Here is a 15,137-nt window from a genome sequence, read left to right as displayed (position 1 = left end):
CGGCCCCGCCAGGAGGGTCCGCAGTGTCCCCAGCTTCCCCGACATCCGAGGGGTACGCGCAGTCCGACCGGACCGGCGCCCCTCCGGTCCTCGAACTCCGCGGTGTCAACAAGAGCTTCGGCCCCGTGCACGTCCTGCGCGACGTCGACCTGACCATCCGGGCCGGCGAGGTGACCGCCCTGGTCGGCGACAACGGCGCGGGCAAGTCCACCCTCGTCAAGTGCATCGGCGGCATCCACCCGACCGACTCCGGCAGTTACCTGTTCGAGGGCGAGCCGGTGAAGGTGGACAGCCCGCGCGCCGCTGCCGAACTCGGCGTCGAGATCGTCTACCAGGACCTCGCGCTGTGCGACAACCTCGACATCGTCCAGAACATGTTCCTCGGCCGCGAGGCCACCCGGCACATGATGCTCGACGAGATCACCATGGAGCAGCTCGCCGCCGAGACGCTCGCGAGCCTGTCGGTGCGCACCGTCGCCTCGGTCCGGCAGCGCGTCGCGAGCCTGTCCGGCGGCCAGCGCCAGACCGTGGCCATCGCCAAGGCCGTGCTGTGGAACAGCAAAGTCGTCATCCTCGACGAGCCCACCGCCGCGCTCGGCGTCGCGCAGACCGCGCAAGTCCTGGAACTGGTACGCCGATTGGCCGACAAGGGCCTCGCCGTCGTGCTCATCTCGCACAACATGAACGACGTGTTCGCGGTCGCCGACCGCATCGCCGTCCTCTACCTCGGCCGCATGACCGCTCAGGTCAGCACCTCGGACGTGACGCACTCCCAGGTCGTCGAACTGATCACCACCGGCCGCGGCCGCACGCTCCGCCGCGGCACCGACCCGTCCGACCGCAGCACCCAGCCGAACGGAGAGCCCGCATGACCACCGGCGCCCTGTCCCGGACCGGCTGGCGCGAGTCCGCGCTCGCCCCGGTGGCCGACCACTTCCGCCAATACGTCGGCCGGCTGCGCGGCGGCGACATGGGCGTGCTGCCCGCACTGCTCGGCCTCACCGTGCTGTGCACGGCGTTCGCGATCATGCGGCCGCGCTTCCTGACCTCGGGCAACTTCGCGAACCTGTTCAACCAGGGCGCCGCGGTCACCATCATCGCGATGGGCCTGATCTTCGTCCTGGTGATCGGCGAGATCGACCTCTCGGCCGGCTTCGCCAGCGGCGTCTGCGCGGCGGTCGCCGCCGTCCTGATGGACCGGCACGGCACCCCCTGGTACCTCGCGGTCGGCGCCGCGCTGCTCACCGGCGTGGTGATCGGCCTGGCCATCGGACTCCTCGTCGCCAAGCTCGACATCCCGTCCTTCGTGGTGACACTCGGCGCGTTCCTCGCCTTCCAGGGCGTGCTGCTCAAGATCGTCCGGGACGGCGAGAACGTCTCCGTGCACGACAGCACGATCCTGGCCATCGCCGGCAAGAACGTCACCCCGTGGCTCGGCTGGCTGCTCGCCGCGGTCGCGGTCGGCGGCTACGCGGCGATCCAGTTCACCCGCACCCTCAACCGCTCGCGCCGCGGCCTGGCCACCGCCCCCATGGCGGTCACCGCGCTGCGCGTCGGCGCACTCGCGGTCCTGGTCGGCGCCGGCGTCTACGCGCTCAACCTGGAGCGCAGCCGCAACGCCGCAGTCGCCTCGCTGCGCGGCGTGCCGATCGTGGTGCCGATCGTCGTCGTCCTACTGGTGGCCGGCACGTTCCTGCTGCGCCGCACCGCCTTCGGGCTGAGCCTGTACGCGGTCGGCGGCAACCGCGAGGCGGCCCGCCGGGCCGGCATCGACGTCGACCGGGTGCGGATCTCGGCGTTCGTGATCTGCTCGGGCCTGGCCGCGGTGGGCGGCATCGTGGCCGCCTCGCGCGCCAATTCGGTGGACCCGAACAGCGGCGGCAGCAACGTCCTGCTCTACGCCGTGGGCGCCGCGGTCATCGGCGGCACCAGCCTGTTCGGCGGCAAAGGCCGGGTGGTGGACGCGGTACTCGGCGGTGCGGTGGTCGCCGTGATCGACAACGGCATGGGACTGATGGGGTACTCGTCCGGCGTCAAATATATTGTCACCGGGTCTGTTCTGCTCCTCGCCGCCGGGGTCGACGCACTGTCTCGGAAGCGGGCCGAGGCCTCCGGTCTCCGGTGAGTTCCGGGGCCGGCCCGGGCTCAGGGAGGAAGGGACAGGACCACAGCCGCATGCGAGCAGCACCCACTCAAGAGGACATCCGCCGGCAGAACCTCGGCGCGTTGCTCCGCCGCGTCCACGTCCACGGCCCGGTCACCCGGGCGCAGTTGACCGCGGGCATGGGCCTGAACCGCAGCACGATCGGCGCGCTGACCGCGGACCTCACCGAAGCCGGGCTGATCCTGGAGGAGCAGCCCCGCGACCCGGCGGCCGGCCGCGGCCGGCCCTCGCTCGTGGTCAAGGTCCGCTCCCAGCGGGTGTACGTGCTGGCCTTCGGCGTCGGCGTGGACCGCCTGGTCGCGGCCCGCGTCGGGCTCGGCGGGGTGATCCTGGACCGCCGCGAGATCGAACGGCCCGGCGGGCAGTTCAGCATCGACGAAACCGTGGACCGGCTGGCCGAGTTCGCCGCCCGCCTCGGCGAGGCCGCGGCACCGGAGGCGCGCTGCGTCGGCGCCGCGGCCGCGGTCCCCGCAGTCGTCGCCCGGGACGGCGGCGAACTGCGCTACGGCCCCAACATCGGCTGGAACGCCGAGCCGTTCGGCGCCCGGCTGTCCGCCGCCGCGGGCCGGCACGTGGTGATCGGCAACGACGGCGACCTCGGCGCGCTCGGCGAGCACACCCGCGGCGCGGCGGCCGGGTACGACGACGTCGTCTACATCCACGGCGACGTCGGCATCGGCGGCGGGATCATCGCCGGCGGCCGGCGGCTCACCGGCGCGGACGGCTTCGCGGCCGAGATCGGCCACATGATGGTGAACCCGAACGGCCGCGAGTGCCCGTGCGGTTCGTACGGCTGCTGGGAGACCGAGATCGGCGAGCGCGCCCTGCTGCGCGCCGCCCGGCGCGGCGGCCCCCTCGGCCGCGAATCGGTGCACGCCGCGGTGGACGCGGCAGCGCGCGGCGACAAGGACGCCGAGGAAGGCCTGCGCACGGTCGGCGACTGGCTGGGCGTCGGCGTGGCCAACCTGGTGAACCTGCTCAACCCGCGCATCGTGGTGTTCGGCGGGACGCTGCGCATGGTCTATCCGGCCACCGCGGCCCAGGTCCGCAGCCGTATCAACAGCACCGCGCTGGCCACCCACCGCGAGCACCTGCGGCTGCGCACCGCGCTGCTGGCCGACGACGCCCCGCTGCACGGCGCCGCGGAACTGGCGTTCGCGGGGCTGTTCGACAACCCCATCGAGACCAGTTCGGCCTGAACCGCGCACCGACAGCCGAGCGCACGCGGGCGGGGTGAGGATGAGAGTTGGGCAAAGTGAGCCGCGCGAGGGTGAGGTGGGCGCGGGGTGAGGTGGGCGCGGGGTGAGTTGGACGCGGGGTGAGTTGGACGCGGGAGGATCGCGCGAGGTGGGCGCAGGGTGGATCGCGCGAGGGTGAGGTGGGCGCAGGGTGGGTCGCGCGAGGGTGAGTCGGGCGGCCAGCCGCGCGAAGGTGGTCCGGGGGGGGAGCCGAGTGCCGGCTCCCCCCTCCTGCTCCTGCTCCTGCTCCTGCTCCTGCTCCTGCTCCTGCGTACTGCTTGCTACTTCCCGCGCAGGCCGATCGGGTTGCCGTCCTTGTCGGCCAGCACGGAGATACGCACGCCCGGGGCGACCTCCGCGGCCGGCGTGCGCTCGACCGCCCCCGCGGCCAGCAGCGCCGTGCGGGCGGCATCGAGGTCGTCGACGTCGACGTACGCCACCGGCCCGTCGCCGCCCTGCGTGTTCAGGGCGACCTCGAAGCCGTCCACGTTGTAGCCCACGTAGTACGGCGTGTCGGTGTGCGGATCGCCGAGCAGAGCGTTGTAGATCGGCTTGGCGGCGTCCAGGTCGGCCACCGGAATGACGACGCTGCGGATCGTCGGGCTCATGGGTGCGTTCCTCCTCGAAGGCGACGGGGATCCGGCATGGGTACCCATTCGGAGCCGGACCAATGCCCCCGATTCAGGACGGATCAGACGAACGGGCCCGGAGCTTGCGCAGCATGCGGGCGTCCTCGAAGCCGACCGACCGCGCCGCCGCGTCGACCGTGGCGCCGTGCGCGATGAGGTGCTCGGCGCGTTCCACCCGCAGTGCCTGCTGGTAGCGCAGCGGGGTCAGCCCGCCGGTGGCCCGGGCGAAGAGCCGGGTCAGGGTGCGTTCGCTGACCCCCGCGTGGGCGGCGAGTTCCGGGAGCGGCAGCGGCCGGGCGAAGTCGGCGTCCAGGAGGTCTTGTACGCGGTGCACGACGTCGTCGAGGTGCGCGCGGTGCCGCAGCATCGCGCTGGCCTGCGGTTCGTGGCCGTTGCGGCGGGCGTAGACGACCATGTCGCGGGCGACCTGCGCGGCGAGGGCCGGTCCGTGCCGGGCGGCCAGCAGGTGCAGGGCGAGGTCGATGCCGCTGGCGATGCCCGCGGAGGTGACCACGCGGTCGTCGGAGGTGAAGAGCACGTCCCGGACGACGACGGCCTTGGGGTGGCGGCGCGCGAGTTCTTCCTGCACGTCGTGGTGGCTGGTGCAGCGCCGCCCGTCCAGCAGGCCCGCCCGGCCGAGCAGGTCGGCACCCGCGCACACGCTGGCCACCGTGCCGCCGCGCGCGTGGTGGGCGCGCAGCACGTCCAGGTTCTCGGCGGCCACCGGCGGGCTTTCGGCGAGGGACCGGACATGCCAGCCGGGTACCACGATCAGGTCGTCCGCGCCGAGGTCGTCCGGCCAGGACGTCCCGGCGTGTACCGGGACGCCCTGGGCGGTGGGCACCTCGGCCCGTTCCGCGACGTACCGCAGTTCGTACGGGTGCCCGAAGAAGCCCGCCTCGAAGAACGCCTGTGCGGGGCCGGCGAGGTCGAGGATGTGGATGCCGGGCACCAGGAAGAAGACGACGCGGTTCACGATCCGGTCATTATGCCCCGGCGACGGCCGGCACCTCTGCGGACGCCTCCGCAGCCGCCTCGGCCTCCAGCTCCGCGACCGTGGCGATCGTCGCGAAGCGCCCGGCCAGGGCGTAGACGGTCCGTTCGATCACCTGCTCGGCGCCCAGGGTGCGCGGGTCGGCGAGGATCTCGGCGGTGCTCGCGTCCGCGGGCAGGTCCCGGTGCGGGATCGGGTTGGTGGCGGTCGCATCGACGACGAAGGTGACCGGGTACCCGAAGTCGCTCGCGACGCGCGTGGTCGTCTCCACGCACTGCTCGGTCCGGATGCCGCAGATGGTCACCGCGTAGACGGCGTGCATGGTCAGGAGCTGCTGGAGGTTCGTGGTGGTGAAGGCGTTGTGCGAGTTCTTGTACACGACCGGGTCGGTGTTGCGGCGCTCCAGTTCGCCGAAGAGCTTCACCTTGCCGAGCGCGGGGTCGAACTCGTCGCCGCTGCCGGGCTCGGCGTGCAGCACCCACACGACCAGGTCGCCGGCCTCCCGGGCCAGGCGCACCAGGCGGTTGACGCGGTCCGCGATGTCCGGTGCGGAGATGGTCTCCCAGCGGGCGGTCTGCCGGAAGGACTCTTGGACGTCGACGACGATCAGTGCACGGTTCATGGTGACGAGGATGGCCCGCCCCGGACCCGGGCGGACAGGCCGCATCGGGTCCGGGGGCGGATCGATCCGGTCACCGGGACCGGACGTCGCTCAGCGCGGGTCGTACGCGAGGTTGGGCCGCAGCCACGCCTCGGTCTCGGCGAGCGTCAGGCCGCGGCGCCGGGCGTAGTCCTCGGTCTGGTCGAGGTTGATGCGGCCCACGGTGAAGTACTTCGCGTCGGGGTGCGCGAAGATCAGCCCGCTGACCGCCGCGGCCGGGGTCATGGCGTACGACGTGGTCAGGCCCATGCCGATGTCCGCGGCGCCGAGCAGCTCGAAGAGCTCCTTCTTGAGGGTGTGGTCGGGGCTGGCCGGGTAGCCGAGGGCGGGCCGGATGCCGCGGAACCGCTCGGCGTGCAGGTCGGCCAGGTCGGGGTCGGCGTCCGGTTCGAACCAGTCGCGGCGGGCCTTGAGGTGGATGTACTCGGCGAAGGCCTCGGCGAGGCGGTCGGCGAGCGCCTTGACCATGATGGCCTTGTAGTCGTCGTTGTCCGCCTCGTATGCCGCGGCCAGTTCCTCGGCGCCCTGGATGGACACCGCGAAGCCGCCGAGGTGGTCGCCGGCCGGGGCAATGTAGTCGGCGAGGCAGCGGTTGGCGCGGCTCTCCGGCTTGGCGGTCTGCTGCCGCAGCATCGGGAACCGGGCGTTCCCGTCCGGGCCTTCGCCCGAGCCTGCGCCCTCGAGGACGATGTCGTCGCCTTCGGAGTGCGCGGGCCAGAACCCGTACACGCCGTGCGCCTGGAAGAGGTCCTTCGCGACGATCTCGTCGAGCAGCGCGTTGCCCTCGTCGAACAGCTCGCGCGCGGCGGGCTGGTCGAGGATCGCGGGGTACTTGCCCTTGAGCTCCCAGGCGAGGAAGAAGAACTGCCAGTCGATCATGGCGCGCAGCTCGGCGAGTTCCGGGCGGACCGCGCGCAGGCCGGTGAACGCGGGCACCGGCAGGTCGGCGAAGTCCACGCGCTCGGGGTTGGCGCGGGCCTGGTCCAGGGTGAGCAGCGGCTGCTTCTGCCGGGTCTCGTGCATCTCGCGGAGCCGGGCCTGCTCGGCCCGGTTGTCGGCGTCCAGTGCCTCGGCGCGGTCCTCGTCCAGCAGGTCGGAGACGACGCCGACGACGCGCGAGGCGTCCAGGACGTGCACGGTGGTGCCCTGGTACGCGGGCGCGATGCGGACCGCGGTGTGCTGGCGCGAGGTGGTCGCGCCGCCGATGAGCAGCGGGATCTTGAGGCCGCGGCGCTCCATCTCGGCGGCCACCGCGACCATTTCGTCCAGCGACGGGGTGATGAGGCCGGACAGCCCGACGGCGTCCGCTCCTTCGGCGACCGCGGTGTCCAGGATGGTCGCCGCGGGCACCATGACGCCGAGGTCGACGACCTCGTAGTTGTTGCAGCCCAGCACCACGCCGACGATGTTCTTGCCGATGTCGTGCACGTCGCCCTTGACGGTGGCGAGCACCACCTTGCCGTTGCCGCGGGCGGTGCCGGAGCCGGCGTCGGGGTCCTCGGCCTTGGCGGCCTCGATGTACGGCTCCAGGTAGGCGACCGAGCGCTTCATGACGCGGGCGCTCTTGACCACCTGGGGCAGGAACATCTTGCCGGACCCGAACAGGTCGCCGACGATCTTCATGCCGTCCATGAGCGGGCCCTCGATGACGTCGAGGGGCCGCGCCGCCTGCTGCCGGGCTTCCTCGGTGTCCGCCTCGATGAAGTCGACGATGCCGTGCACGAGGGCGTGGCCGAGGCGTTCGGCGACCGGCGCCTCGCGCCACGAGAGGTCGACCTCGCGGCGGGTGCCGGATCCGGTGACGGTCCCGGCGAAGGCGACGAGCCGGTCGGTGGCGTCCGGGCGCCGGTCGAAGATGACGTCCTCGACCAGTTCCAGCAGGTCGGCGGGGATGTCCTGGTAGACCGCGAGCTGCCCGGCGTTGACGATGCCCATGTCGAGGCCGGCCGCGACGGCGTGGAAAAGGAACGCCGAGTGCATCGCCTCGCGGATGACGTCGTTGCCGCGGAACGAGAAGGACAGGTTCGAGATGCCGCCGCTGGTCCTGGCGCCCGGGCAGCGCTCCTTGATGAGCGGCAGCGCGTCGATGAACGCCTTGGCGTAGCCGTTGTGTTCGGCGATGCCGGTGGCCACCGCGAGGACGTTCGGGTCGAAGATGATGTCCTCGGCCGCGATCCCGGCCTGCTGCGTGAGCAGGTCGTACGCGCGAGCGCAGATGGCGACTTTGCGCTCGGTGGTGTCGGCCTGGCCCTCCTCGTCGAAGGCCATGACCACGACGCCCGCGCCGTACGCCTTGATCTTCCGGGCCTGCGCGAGGAACGGCTCCTCGCCTTCCTTGAGGCTGATCGAGTTGACGACGCCCTTGCCCTGCACGCACTTGAGCCCGGCCTCGAGGACGCTCCAGCGCGAGCTGTCCACCATGATCGGGATGCGCGCCACCTCGGGTTCGGTGGCGATCAGGTTGAGGAAGGTGGTCATGGCCTGCTCGCTGTCGAGCAGGTCGGCGTCCATGTTGACGTCGAGCAGGTTCGCTCCGCCGCGCACCTGTTCGAGCGCGACGTCGACCGCGGCCTGGTGGTCGTTGCCCTCGATGAGCTTGCGGAACTTCGCCGAGCCGGTGACGTTGGTGCGCTCGCCGATCATCACGAACCCGGTGTCCGGGCCGATCGCGAAGGGTTCGAGGCCGCTGAACCGGGAGGCCGGGGCGGGCTCGGGGAGCGGGCGCGCGGGCAGTCCGGCGACCGCCTCGGCGACCTTGGCGATGTGCGCGGGGGTGGTGCCGCAGCAGCCGCCGACGATGTTGGCCATGCCGGATGCGGCGAACTCGCCGAGCAGGCGCCCGGTTTCCTCGGGGGTCTGGTCGTAGCCGCCGAACGCGTTCGGCAGACCGGCGTTGGGGTGGCAGGCCACGTGCGTGCCGGCCAGGCGGGCCAGGTCGGCGAGGTGCGGGCGGATCTCGTCGGCGCCCAGCGAGCAGTTGACGCCGACGACCAGCGGGTCGGCGTGCTCGACGGAGTTCCAGAAGGCCTCGACGGTCTGCCCGGACAGCGTGCGGCCGCTCAGGTCGACGATGGTGACCGAGATCCACAGCGGGATCTCCGGGGCCACCTCGCGCGCGGCCGACACGGCCGCCTTGGCGTTGAGCGTGTCGAAGATCGTCTCGATGAGGAACAGGTCGACGCCGCCGTCCCGGAGCGCCGCGAACTGCTCGGCGTACGAGGCGAAGACCTGGTCGTACGTCACCGCCCGGTACGCCGGGTCCTCGACCTTCGGGGACAGCGACAGGGTGACGTTGAGCGGCCCGACCGAGCCGGCCACGAAGCGGCCGCCGACCTCGTCGGCGGCCTGCCGGGCGAGCTGCGCACCGGCCACGTTCATCTCGCGGACCAGGCCTTCGAGACCGTAGTCGGCCTGCCCGACGCTGGTGGCGGTGAAGGTGTTCGTGGTGGTGATGTCCGCACCCGCGGCCAGGTATTGGCGGTGCACGTCGAGGACGATGTCGGGCCGCGTGAGGTTGAGCAGGTCCGGGTCGCCGGTGACGTCCTTGGGGTGGTCCGCGCCGATCAGCGAGCCGCGGTAGTCCGCGGGCGTCAGCTGCGCGCCCTGGAGCATCGTGCCCCACGCGCCGTCGAGCACGACCACGCGCTGCGCCAGCAGGTCGCGCAGCGCGGCCTCGGACGAGACCCGCCGGCTGCCGGACGGGGTACCTGCGGAGATTTCGGACGACGCGCCCACGAACGCACCTCCCAATGAGTCGGGAGGCGCCCTTGTTCGTCGCGGACGTCCGAGCGTGGCGGGCCGGAACCCGTTGCAGCGCCTCTCGGCCGTCCGCACGACTCTATCGCCCGCCGGGGCGCGGGTGGCTCACCGGTGCCGCGCGGCGGCGGCAACGAGCCACGGGCTCGCTGCGCCGCCGCGCGGCACCGGCCTGCGGCACCCGACATGCCGCGTCCGGTCCGCCGTGCGCGCTCCGGGCCTCAGCCCGCTGCGTACGCGGCGGCGATCCGCGCGCCCAGGTGGGCGTTGTTCTTCACCAGCGCGATGTTGGCGGCCAGGCTCGCGCCGCCGCTGATCTCGACGATGCGGCCGAGCAGGTAGGGCGTGGCGTCCTTGCCCTTGACGCCGAGTGCGTCCATGTCGGCCAGGGCCTGGTCGATGATCGCGGAGATCTTCTCCACCGGGATCTCGTCGGCGGCCGGGACCGGATTGGCGATGTTGAGGCCGCCGGTGATGCCGAGCGCCCACTTGATGCGCATCATGGCCGCGATCTCTTCCGGCGTGTCGGCCCGCATCGGGGCCTTGAAGCCGCTGCTGCGCGAGAAGAACGCCGGGAATTCGTCGGTGCCGTAGGCGATCACCGGGACGCCGCCGGTCTCCAGGTGCTCCAGGGTCAGGCCGATGTCCAGGATGCTCTTGACCCCGGCGCTGACCACGGCGACGTCGCTGAGCGTCAGCTCGGACAGGTCGGCGCTGATGTCGAAGCTCTCCGGGGCGCCGCGGTGCACGCCGCCGAGGCCGCCGGTGACGAAGACCCGGATGCCGGCCAGCGCGGCGAGCCGCATGGTGGCCGCCACGGTGGTCGCGCCGTGGCCGCCGCAGGCCATGACGTACGGCAGGTCGCGCACGCTGGCCTTGGCGACGTCCTTGCTGGTGGCCAGGAGCTCGAGGTTCTCCGGGGTGAGGCCGATGCACGCGCGCCCGTCGAGCACCGCGATGGTGGCCGGCACCACGCCGTGGCCGCGGATGATGTCCTCGACCTCGGTGGCCATGGCGACGCTCTGCGGGTACGGCATGCCGTGGCTGATGATCGTGCTCTCCAGCGCGACGACGGGCCGGCCGGCCGCCAGGGCGTCCCGGACTTCCTCGGTCAGGACGAGGTCGGGGTGGGGCTGGGGCGTGCGGGTCATGTCGTGCTCCTGGTGCTCGTCGTGGTGCCCTTCGCGGGGCTCGTCTTGGTGCTCGTCTTGGGGCTCGTCTTGGGGCTCGTCTTGGGGTTTGCCTTCGCGGTCGTGCGGTCGCCGGCCGCATCGCCGGCGCCGGCCGGCGCGGCGCGCTCGGCGAGGGCCTGTGCGAGCAGCCGCGGCGAGAGGTCCGGGCGGACGGTGTGCGCGCTCTCGATGGTCAGCGCCGCGGCGGCGGTGCCGTGGCCTACCGCGTCGCGGGCGGAGTGCCCGGCCAGCAGGGCGTGGGCGAAGGCGGCGAGCATCGCGTCCCCGGCGCCGGTGACGTCCTCGACGGCGGCGGGCAGGGCGGGGACGACGACGTGGCCTTCGTCCCGGCTGCTCAGCAGGCTCCCGCGGGCGCCGAGCCGGACCCACACATGCTGGACGCCGCGCTCGTGCAAGTCGCCTGCCGCAGCGATCAGTTCCTCGTCGGTGCCGCTGGGCAGGCCGGTGAGCGCGGTGAGCTCTTCGCGGTTCGGGGTGACCGCGTACAGGGGCCGGTCCGCGGTGATGAGCGGGGCCAGCGCGGCGGCCTTGGGCACGCTCACCGGCTCCAGGAGGATCGGCACGCCGGCCGCGAGCCCGAGGTCCAGGGCGTGCGACGCGGTCGGGGCGGACAGGTTGCCGTCCAGCACCAGCAGCCCGGCGTGGGCGAGCAACTCGCGCAGCGGGCCGAGGTGTTCGGGAAGCAGGTACTGGGTGGCGGTCATGTCCGCCACGGCCAGGACCAACTCGCCGCCGGTGTCGAGGACTGCGGTGTACGTCCCGGTCGGGTGCTTGCTGCGGTGCATGTGGTCGAGGCGTACGCCGGCCGCGGCGGTGTCGGCGAGCAGGCGTTCGCCCATCGGGTCGTCGCCCACCGCGGCGATCAGGTAGGTGGGGGTGCCGAGCCGGGCGAGGTTCTCCGCGATGTTGCGGCCCACGCCGCCGGCCGCCATGGCCCCCGAGCCCGGGTTGCTGGTGCCGAGGATCGCGGTGGCGGCGCTGCGCGCCTTGATGTCCAGGTTGGCGCCGCCCACGACCACGACACACGGCTCCTCGCTGAGGATGTAGCCGCGCCCGAGGACCACGCCTTTGCGGGTGAGGTTGGACAGATGGACGTTGATCGCCGCGCGGGTCGTGCCCAGGCGTTCGGCGATCTCTCCCGGGGCGAGCCGGGGGTCACTGCGCAGCAGGTCGACGACCTCCCGCTCCCTCTCTGTCAGCGCCATACTTAGGAGACTAAAGAGTCTTTACATATCTATGCAACCCTGCCGCGCGGCCTCTCCCTCGGACGGCTCTGCACCGGCCTCCCGAAGGCACACCAAAGGCCCGTACCGGTAAGGGCGTTCGCCTCATAGGCTCGCTGGCACACCCGGTGCCGGATCCCCCGGCGCGCGGGTGCCGATGGAGAGGGGGCAGCTTGATGATCGACTACGACATCCGGATCAAAGCGGCCGCAGTGCAGGCCGAGCCCGTGTGGTTCGACGCGGACGCCACCATCGGCAAGAGCATCGACCTGATCGCGGAGGCCGCGCGGCATGGCGCGGACCTGATCGCGTTCCCGGAGATCTTCGTGCCGGGGTACCCGTGGCAGCTCTGGGTCACCGACCAGACCAGCGCGGCCGGGCGTGTGAAGCGCTACCTCGCCAACGGCATGCAGCTGGGCGACGCCCGCATGCGCCGCATCATGGCCGCGGCCCGGGACCACGGGATCCACGTCGTCATGGGCTACGTCGAGATCGCCGGGTCGAGCGCGTACATGTCCCAGATGTTCGTCGACGACCGCGGCAACCTGGTCGGCAACCGGCGCAAGCTCAAGCCGACGCACGTCGAGCGCGGCATCTTCGGCGACGGGAACGGCAGCGACCTGCAGGTGTGGCCGTCCCGGATCGGCCGGATCGGCGCGCTGAACTGCTGGGAGCACTTCCAGCCCCTGGAGCGCTTCACTCTCGCCGCCCTGCACGAGCAGATCCACGTCGCGAGCTGGCCCAGCTTCGCGTCCACCCGGCCGGACGGGCTCTACCTGGGCCGCATCGAGCCGAACGAGGCGGCCACGCGCCTGCACGCCATCGAGACCGGCTCGTTCGTGCTGTGCGCCACGCAGGTCACCTCGCAGAGCGCCCTGGACGCGATCGCCGGCGAGGACCCGGTGCAGCGCGGACTCATCGGCGAGGGCGGCGGCTTCGCCCGGATCTTCCACCCCACCGGGATGGACATGGCCAAGCAGCTGTCGGCGCACGAGGAGGGCATCGTCTACGCGGACCTCGACCTGAACGACATCCTCGCCGCGAAGTCCTTCATCGACATCGTCGGGCAGTACTCCCGCCCGGACGTCTTCGACCTGCGGGTCGACGTCAGCACGAACCCGTGGCTGACCACGCACGGCGGGGCGGCAGCGCCCGGGCCCGCGTCGCCCGCAGTCCCCGCACCGGGCGCACCGGGCGCTGCGCCGCGGATCGATGCGGAGGCACCGCCGCCGCTGCTGACGCCGGAGGACTGAGCGGGGCTTCGAAGGCACCGAAGGCACCGGAGCCATCGGGGGTGTCGGAGGCGTCGGTGCCGGGGCTCCCGTGGATGCCGCTGATTCCCGTGCTGCAGGGGGTCCCTGCAGCACGGGCACTCTGTGAGTCCCCCCAGCCGACGAGGACCGCCGCCCACGAGCCTTCGCGTACGTACATCCCGGCCTCCCCCTGTCGCCGCGCACCCCGGCCCGCACGGCCGGTCGGCGTCCAGCCAAGTGCCGCGGGCACCGCCGGACATGAGTACGCGTACTCGGATATGCCGGGGAAGCGCTCCGCGGCCGCTACCCGGCGTCGGGGTCGGGTGGCGGTGCGGGAACGGGAAAGTGCCGGGCGAGGACGCCGGGGATCGCGTCGGCCAGGAGGCACGAGTGCTGCCCGAGGCCTTCGAGGTGGTGGTCGATCACGTCGGCCAGCGCGGCGGTGGCCGGGTCGGGGGGCGGTCCTCCGTTGCGCAGCAGGTCGCGTACCGCCTGGACGGTGTGCAGGGCCCAGGCGTCCCGCGCGGAGACGGCGCCGCGCTCGGCACCGGCCTCCACGTCGTCCCACTGCTCGGCAAGGGCCGGGCAGTCGGGATCGTGCCAGTGCGTACCGGTCGGCGTGGCCGCCGAGCGCCGGCCGGAACCGGGGCCGGGGCGGGCGTGGCAATAGGCGCAGGCTTCGCCGAGTTCGGCCGGCGGAACGTCCATCACGTGCCCTTCTCGCTCAGGGGTGCCGCGGGGGCGCCGGACGGCCTGCCGCCCCCGACTCGAAGCGGAGCAGGGCGAGCAGGTCCTCGATGGGCATGCCAGCTTGCCCCGGGTGGCGCAGCTCGGTGCCGGTCAGGACCTGGTACATGGTGCGGCGTCCGACGCGCGTCCGGGTGAGATACCCGGCTTGTTCGAGGTCGGACAGGATGGACTGGACGGCTCGGTCGGTCAGTTCGCATTGCGCGGCGATCTCCCGCACGCGAATCTCCGGCTCGGCGGCCACCGCACCGAGGACCCGCGCGTGATGGGTCAGGAATGTCCACGTACTCCGGGGTCCTGCGCCGTCTTCACCCATCGACCCATCGTAGGCTCGCCGGTTCATGCATTCCAGCACAGCAAGTTGATGCAGGTACTTTATTACAGCGATGTGATTCATGAATCGTCAGGCAGCTATTGACCGTTGTCCTTCGGACTGCCGAGGCGCGCCCGCAGTACGGCGTCGATGCGCGCCACGGCAAGTCCGCGGTACCGCGCTGCTGCCTGGTGTCGCGGACGCCGGGCGGGGTAGCGGCACCGGCAGCGCCGGCCGGTCGCGCGGATCGGGCAAGTCCGGCCGGCCGGCGCACGGCCAAGCCCCGCGGATCCGCCCCCCGGATCCGCGGGGCTGCGGCGCGCCGTTGGCGCGGTGACCGAAGGAGGAAGTGCACATGTCCGGTCCTGAGGCCGAACCCGGCATCGTCGATCCCGAAGCCGAACCCGACATCGTCGCGGAGTTGATCGCCGACCACCGGGAACTTGCCTGCCTGTCGAAGGAGTTGTCGCGTCCGGAGAGGGCGGAGGACGGCGCTTCACGGCGCGTGGTGGCGGACCGGCTGACGGCTGCACTGGTCGCGCACGCCGCGGCCGAGGAGCAGTATCTGTTCCCGGCTGCGCGCGAATACCTCACCGGCGGGCACGAGTTCGCCGATGCGGGCATCGGCCGGTCCCGGCGCGTCGAGGAGCTGCTGAAGGATCTGGAGCAGAGCGAGCCGACCGACGCGCACTTCGGTGACCTGTCCGGGCAGCTCGCCGACGAGATCCGGGTGCACGCCGAGGACCAGGAACACACTTTGTTCCCGGCCCTGTTGCGGGTCTGCGAACACGGGATCCTGGCGGATCTCGGCGTCAAGACCCGGCAGGCGAAGAAGTCCGCACCGACGCGCCCGCATCCGGCTGTACCGGACAACCCGGTGGGCAGCAAGATCGTCGCCCCCGGCGTCGGCCTGGTCGACCGGGTCCGCGACTTCCTCTCCGGGCGGGGCGGCCAGGGCTGAGGGGT

The 15,137-nt window shown here is 72.2% G+C and carries 13 protein-coding genes and 1 riboswitch; of the genes, 5 read left to right on the top strand and 8 right to left on the bottom strand.

The genetic code is table 11. From position 1 onward, the window contains the following. The first annotated feature begins 23 nt into the window (after positions 1-23). From LZ495_RS16475 to LZ495_RS16465, 3 genes are read left to right on the top strand one after another with little or no spacing between them, the layout of a single operon-like run. Complete coding sequence (locus LZ495_RS16475; protein WP_235052965.1) at positions 24-872, top strand: ATP-binding cassette domain-containing protein; 849 nt, start codon at positions 24-26, stop codon at positions 870-872. Continuing rightward, positions 869-2,125, top strand: a complete 1,257-nt coding sequence (locus LZ495_RS16470) for a sugar ABC transporter permease (RefSeq protein WP_235052964.1) — start codon at positions 869-871, stop codon at positions 2,123-2,125. The genes LZ495_RS16475 and LZ495_RS16470 overlap by 4 nt, the downstream gene beginning before the upstream one ends. 50 nt (positions 2,126-2,175) lie before the next feature. Further along, complete coding sequence (locus LZ495_RS16465; protein WP_235052963.1) at positions 2,176-3,363, top strand: ROK family protein; 1,188 nt, start codon at positions 2,176-2,178, stop codon at positions 3,361-3,363. A gap of 320 nt (positions 3,364-3,683) precedes the next feature. Here the strand turns inward: LZ495_RS16465 and LZ495_RS16460 are convergent, their stop codons facing one another. The 6 genes from LZ495_RS16460 to LZ495_RS16435 form a co-directional block, all read right to left on the bottom strand. Continuing rightward, positions 3,684-4,010 (bottom strand): VOC family protein, encoded by a 327-nt coding sequence (locus LZ495_RS16460; RefSeq protein WP_235052962.1) that lies wholly within the window; start codon positions 4,008-4,010, stop codon positions 3,684-3,686. A gap of 73 nt (positions 4,011-4,083) precedes the next feature. After that, on the bottom strand, positions 4,084-5,007 hold the full coding sequence (locus LZ495_RS16455) for a GlxA family transcriptional regulator (RefSeq protein WP_235052961.1): 924 nt from the start codon (positions 5,005-5,007) through the stop codon (positions 4,084-4,086). Between the two features lie 10 nt (positions 5,008-5,017). Further along, the gene (locus tag LZ495_RS16450) at positions 5,018-5,647 is read right to left on the bottom strand and encodes a cysteine hydrolase family protein (protein WP_235052960.1); all 630 of its coding nucleotides are present in this window, start codon (positions 5,645-5,647) and stop codon (positions 5,018-5,020) included. A 90-nt stretch (positions 5,648-5,737) separates the two neighbouring features. Then, positions 5,738-9,421, bottom strand: coding sequence for a methionine synthase (gene metH, locus LZ495_RS16445; RefSeq protein WP_235052959.1), 3,684 nt, complete (start codon positions 9,419-9,421; stop codon positions 5,738-5,740). 17 nt (positions 9,422-9,438) lie between these two features. Then, positions 9,439-9,514, bottom strand: a riboswitch (S-adenosyl-L-homocysteine riboswitch). A 149-nt stretch (positions 9,515-9,663) separates the two neighbouring features. Then, complete coding sequence (locus LZ495_RS16440) at positions 9,664-10,593, bottom strand: pseudouridine-5'-phosphate glycosidase (RefSeq protein ID WP_235052958.1); 930 nt, start codon at positions 10,591-10,593, stop codon at positions 9,664-9,666. Then, complete coding sequence (locus tag LZ495_RS16435; RefSeq protein WP_235052957.1) at positions 10,590-11,840, bottom strand: carbohydrate kinase; 1,251 nt, start codon at positions 11,838-11,840, stop codon at positions 10,590-10,592. Before LZ495_RS16435 ends, LZ495_RS16440 begins: the two co-directional genes overlap by 4 nt. A gap of 194 nt (positions 11,841-12,034) precedes the next feature. Between LZ495_RS16435 and LZ495_RS16430 the strand changes: the two genes are divergently transcribed. Next, positions 12,035-13,111: a carbon-nitrogen hydrolase family protein gene (locus LZ495_RS16430; protein ID WP_235052956.1), complete on the top strand. Its 1,077-nt coding sequence runs from the start codon at positions 12,035-12,037 to the stop codon at positions 13,109-13,111. Positions 13,112-13,414: 303 nt separating this feature from the next. Here the strand turns inward: LZ495_RS16430 and LZ495_RS16425 are convergent, their stop codons facing one another. Both LZ495_RS16425 and LZ495_RS16420 read right to left on the bottom strand, forming a co-directional pair. Beyond that, complete coding sequence (locus tag LZ495_RS16425) at positions 13,415-13,819, bottom strand: hypothetical protein (RefSeq protein WP_235052955.1); 405 nt, start codon at positions 13,817-13,819, stop codon at positions 13,415-13,417. 16 nt (positions 13,820-13,835) lie between these two features. After that, complete coding sequence (locus LZ495_RS16420) at positions 13,836-14,174, bottom strand: helix-turn-helix transcriptional regulator (protein ID WP_235052954.1); 339 nt, start codon at positions 14,172-14,174, stop codon at positions 13,836-13,838. Between the two features lie 352 nt (positions 14,175-14,526). Between LZ495_RS16420 and LZ495_RS16415 the strand changes: the two genes are divergently transcribed. Continuing rightward, positions 14,527-15,132 carry a hemerythrin domain-containing protein gene (locus LZ495_RS16415; RefSeq protein ID WP_235052953.1) on the top strand — a complete coding sequence of 202 codons (606 nt, stop codon included), beginning with the start codon at positions 14,527-14,529 and terminating at the stop codon, positions 15,130-15,132. Positions 15,133-15,137: the final 5 nt, after the last annotated feature.

The organism is Yinghuangia soli, assembly GCF_021502675.1.
Classification (GTDB): Bacteria; Actinomycetota; Actinomycetes; order Streptomycetales; family Streptomycetaceae; genus Yinghuangia; species Yinghuangia soli.
This window is presented reverse-complemented; position numbering and strand designations above follow the sequence as displayed.

Excerpts from the sequence above, each read along its gene's own strand:
- LZ495_RS16430 (WP_235052956.1), top strand. The coding sequence starts at position 12,035 with ATGATCGACTACGACATCCGGATCAAAGCGGCCGCAGTGCAGGCCGAG.
- LZ495_RS16465 (WP_235052963.1), top strand. The coding sequence starts at position 2,176 with ATGCGAGCAGCACCCACTCAAGAGGACATCCGCCGGCAGAACCTCGGC.
- LZ495_RS16420 (WP_235052954.1), bottom strand. The coding sequence starts at position 14,174 with ATGGGTGAAGACGGCGCAGGACCCCGGAGTACGTGGACATTCCTGACC.
- LZ495_RS16460 (WP_235052962.1), bottom strand. The coding sequence starts at position 4,010 with ATGAGCCCGACGATCCGCAGCGTCGTCATTCCGGTGGCCGACCTGGAC.
- LZ495_RS16415 (WP_235052953.1), top strand. The coding sequence starts at position 14,527 with ATGTCCGGTCCTGAGGCCGAACCCGGCATCGTCGATCCCGAAGCCGAA.
- LZ495_RS16425 (WP_235052955.1), bottom strand. The coding sequence starts at position 13,819 with ATGGACGTTCCGCCGGCCGAACTCGGCGAAGCCTGCGCCTATTGCCAC.
- LZ495_RS16440 (WP_235052958.1), bottom strand. The coding sequence starts at position 10,593 with ATGACCCGCACGCCCCAGCCCCACCCCGACCTCGTCCTGACCGAGGAA.
- LZ495_RS16450 (WP_235052960.1), bottom strand. The coding sequence starts at position 5,647 with ATGAACCGTGCACTGATCGTCGTCGACGTCCAAGAGTCCTTCCGGCAG.
- LZ495_RS16435 (WP_235052957.1), bottom strand. The coding sequence starts at position 11,840 with ATGGCGCTGACAGAGAGGGAGCGGGAGGTCGTCGACCTGCTGCGCAGT.
- LZ495_RS16470 (WP_235052964.1), top strand. The coding sequence starts at position 869 with ATGACCACCGGCGCCCTGTCCCGGACCGGCTGGCGCGAGTCCGCGCTC.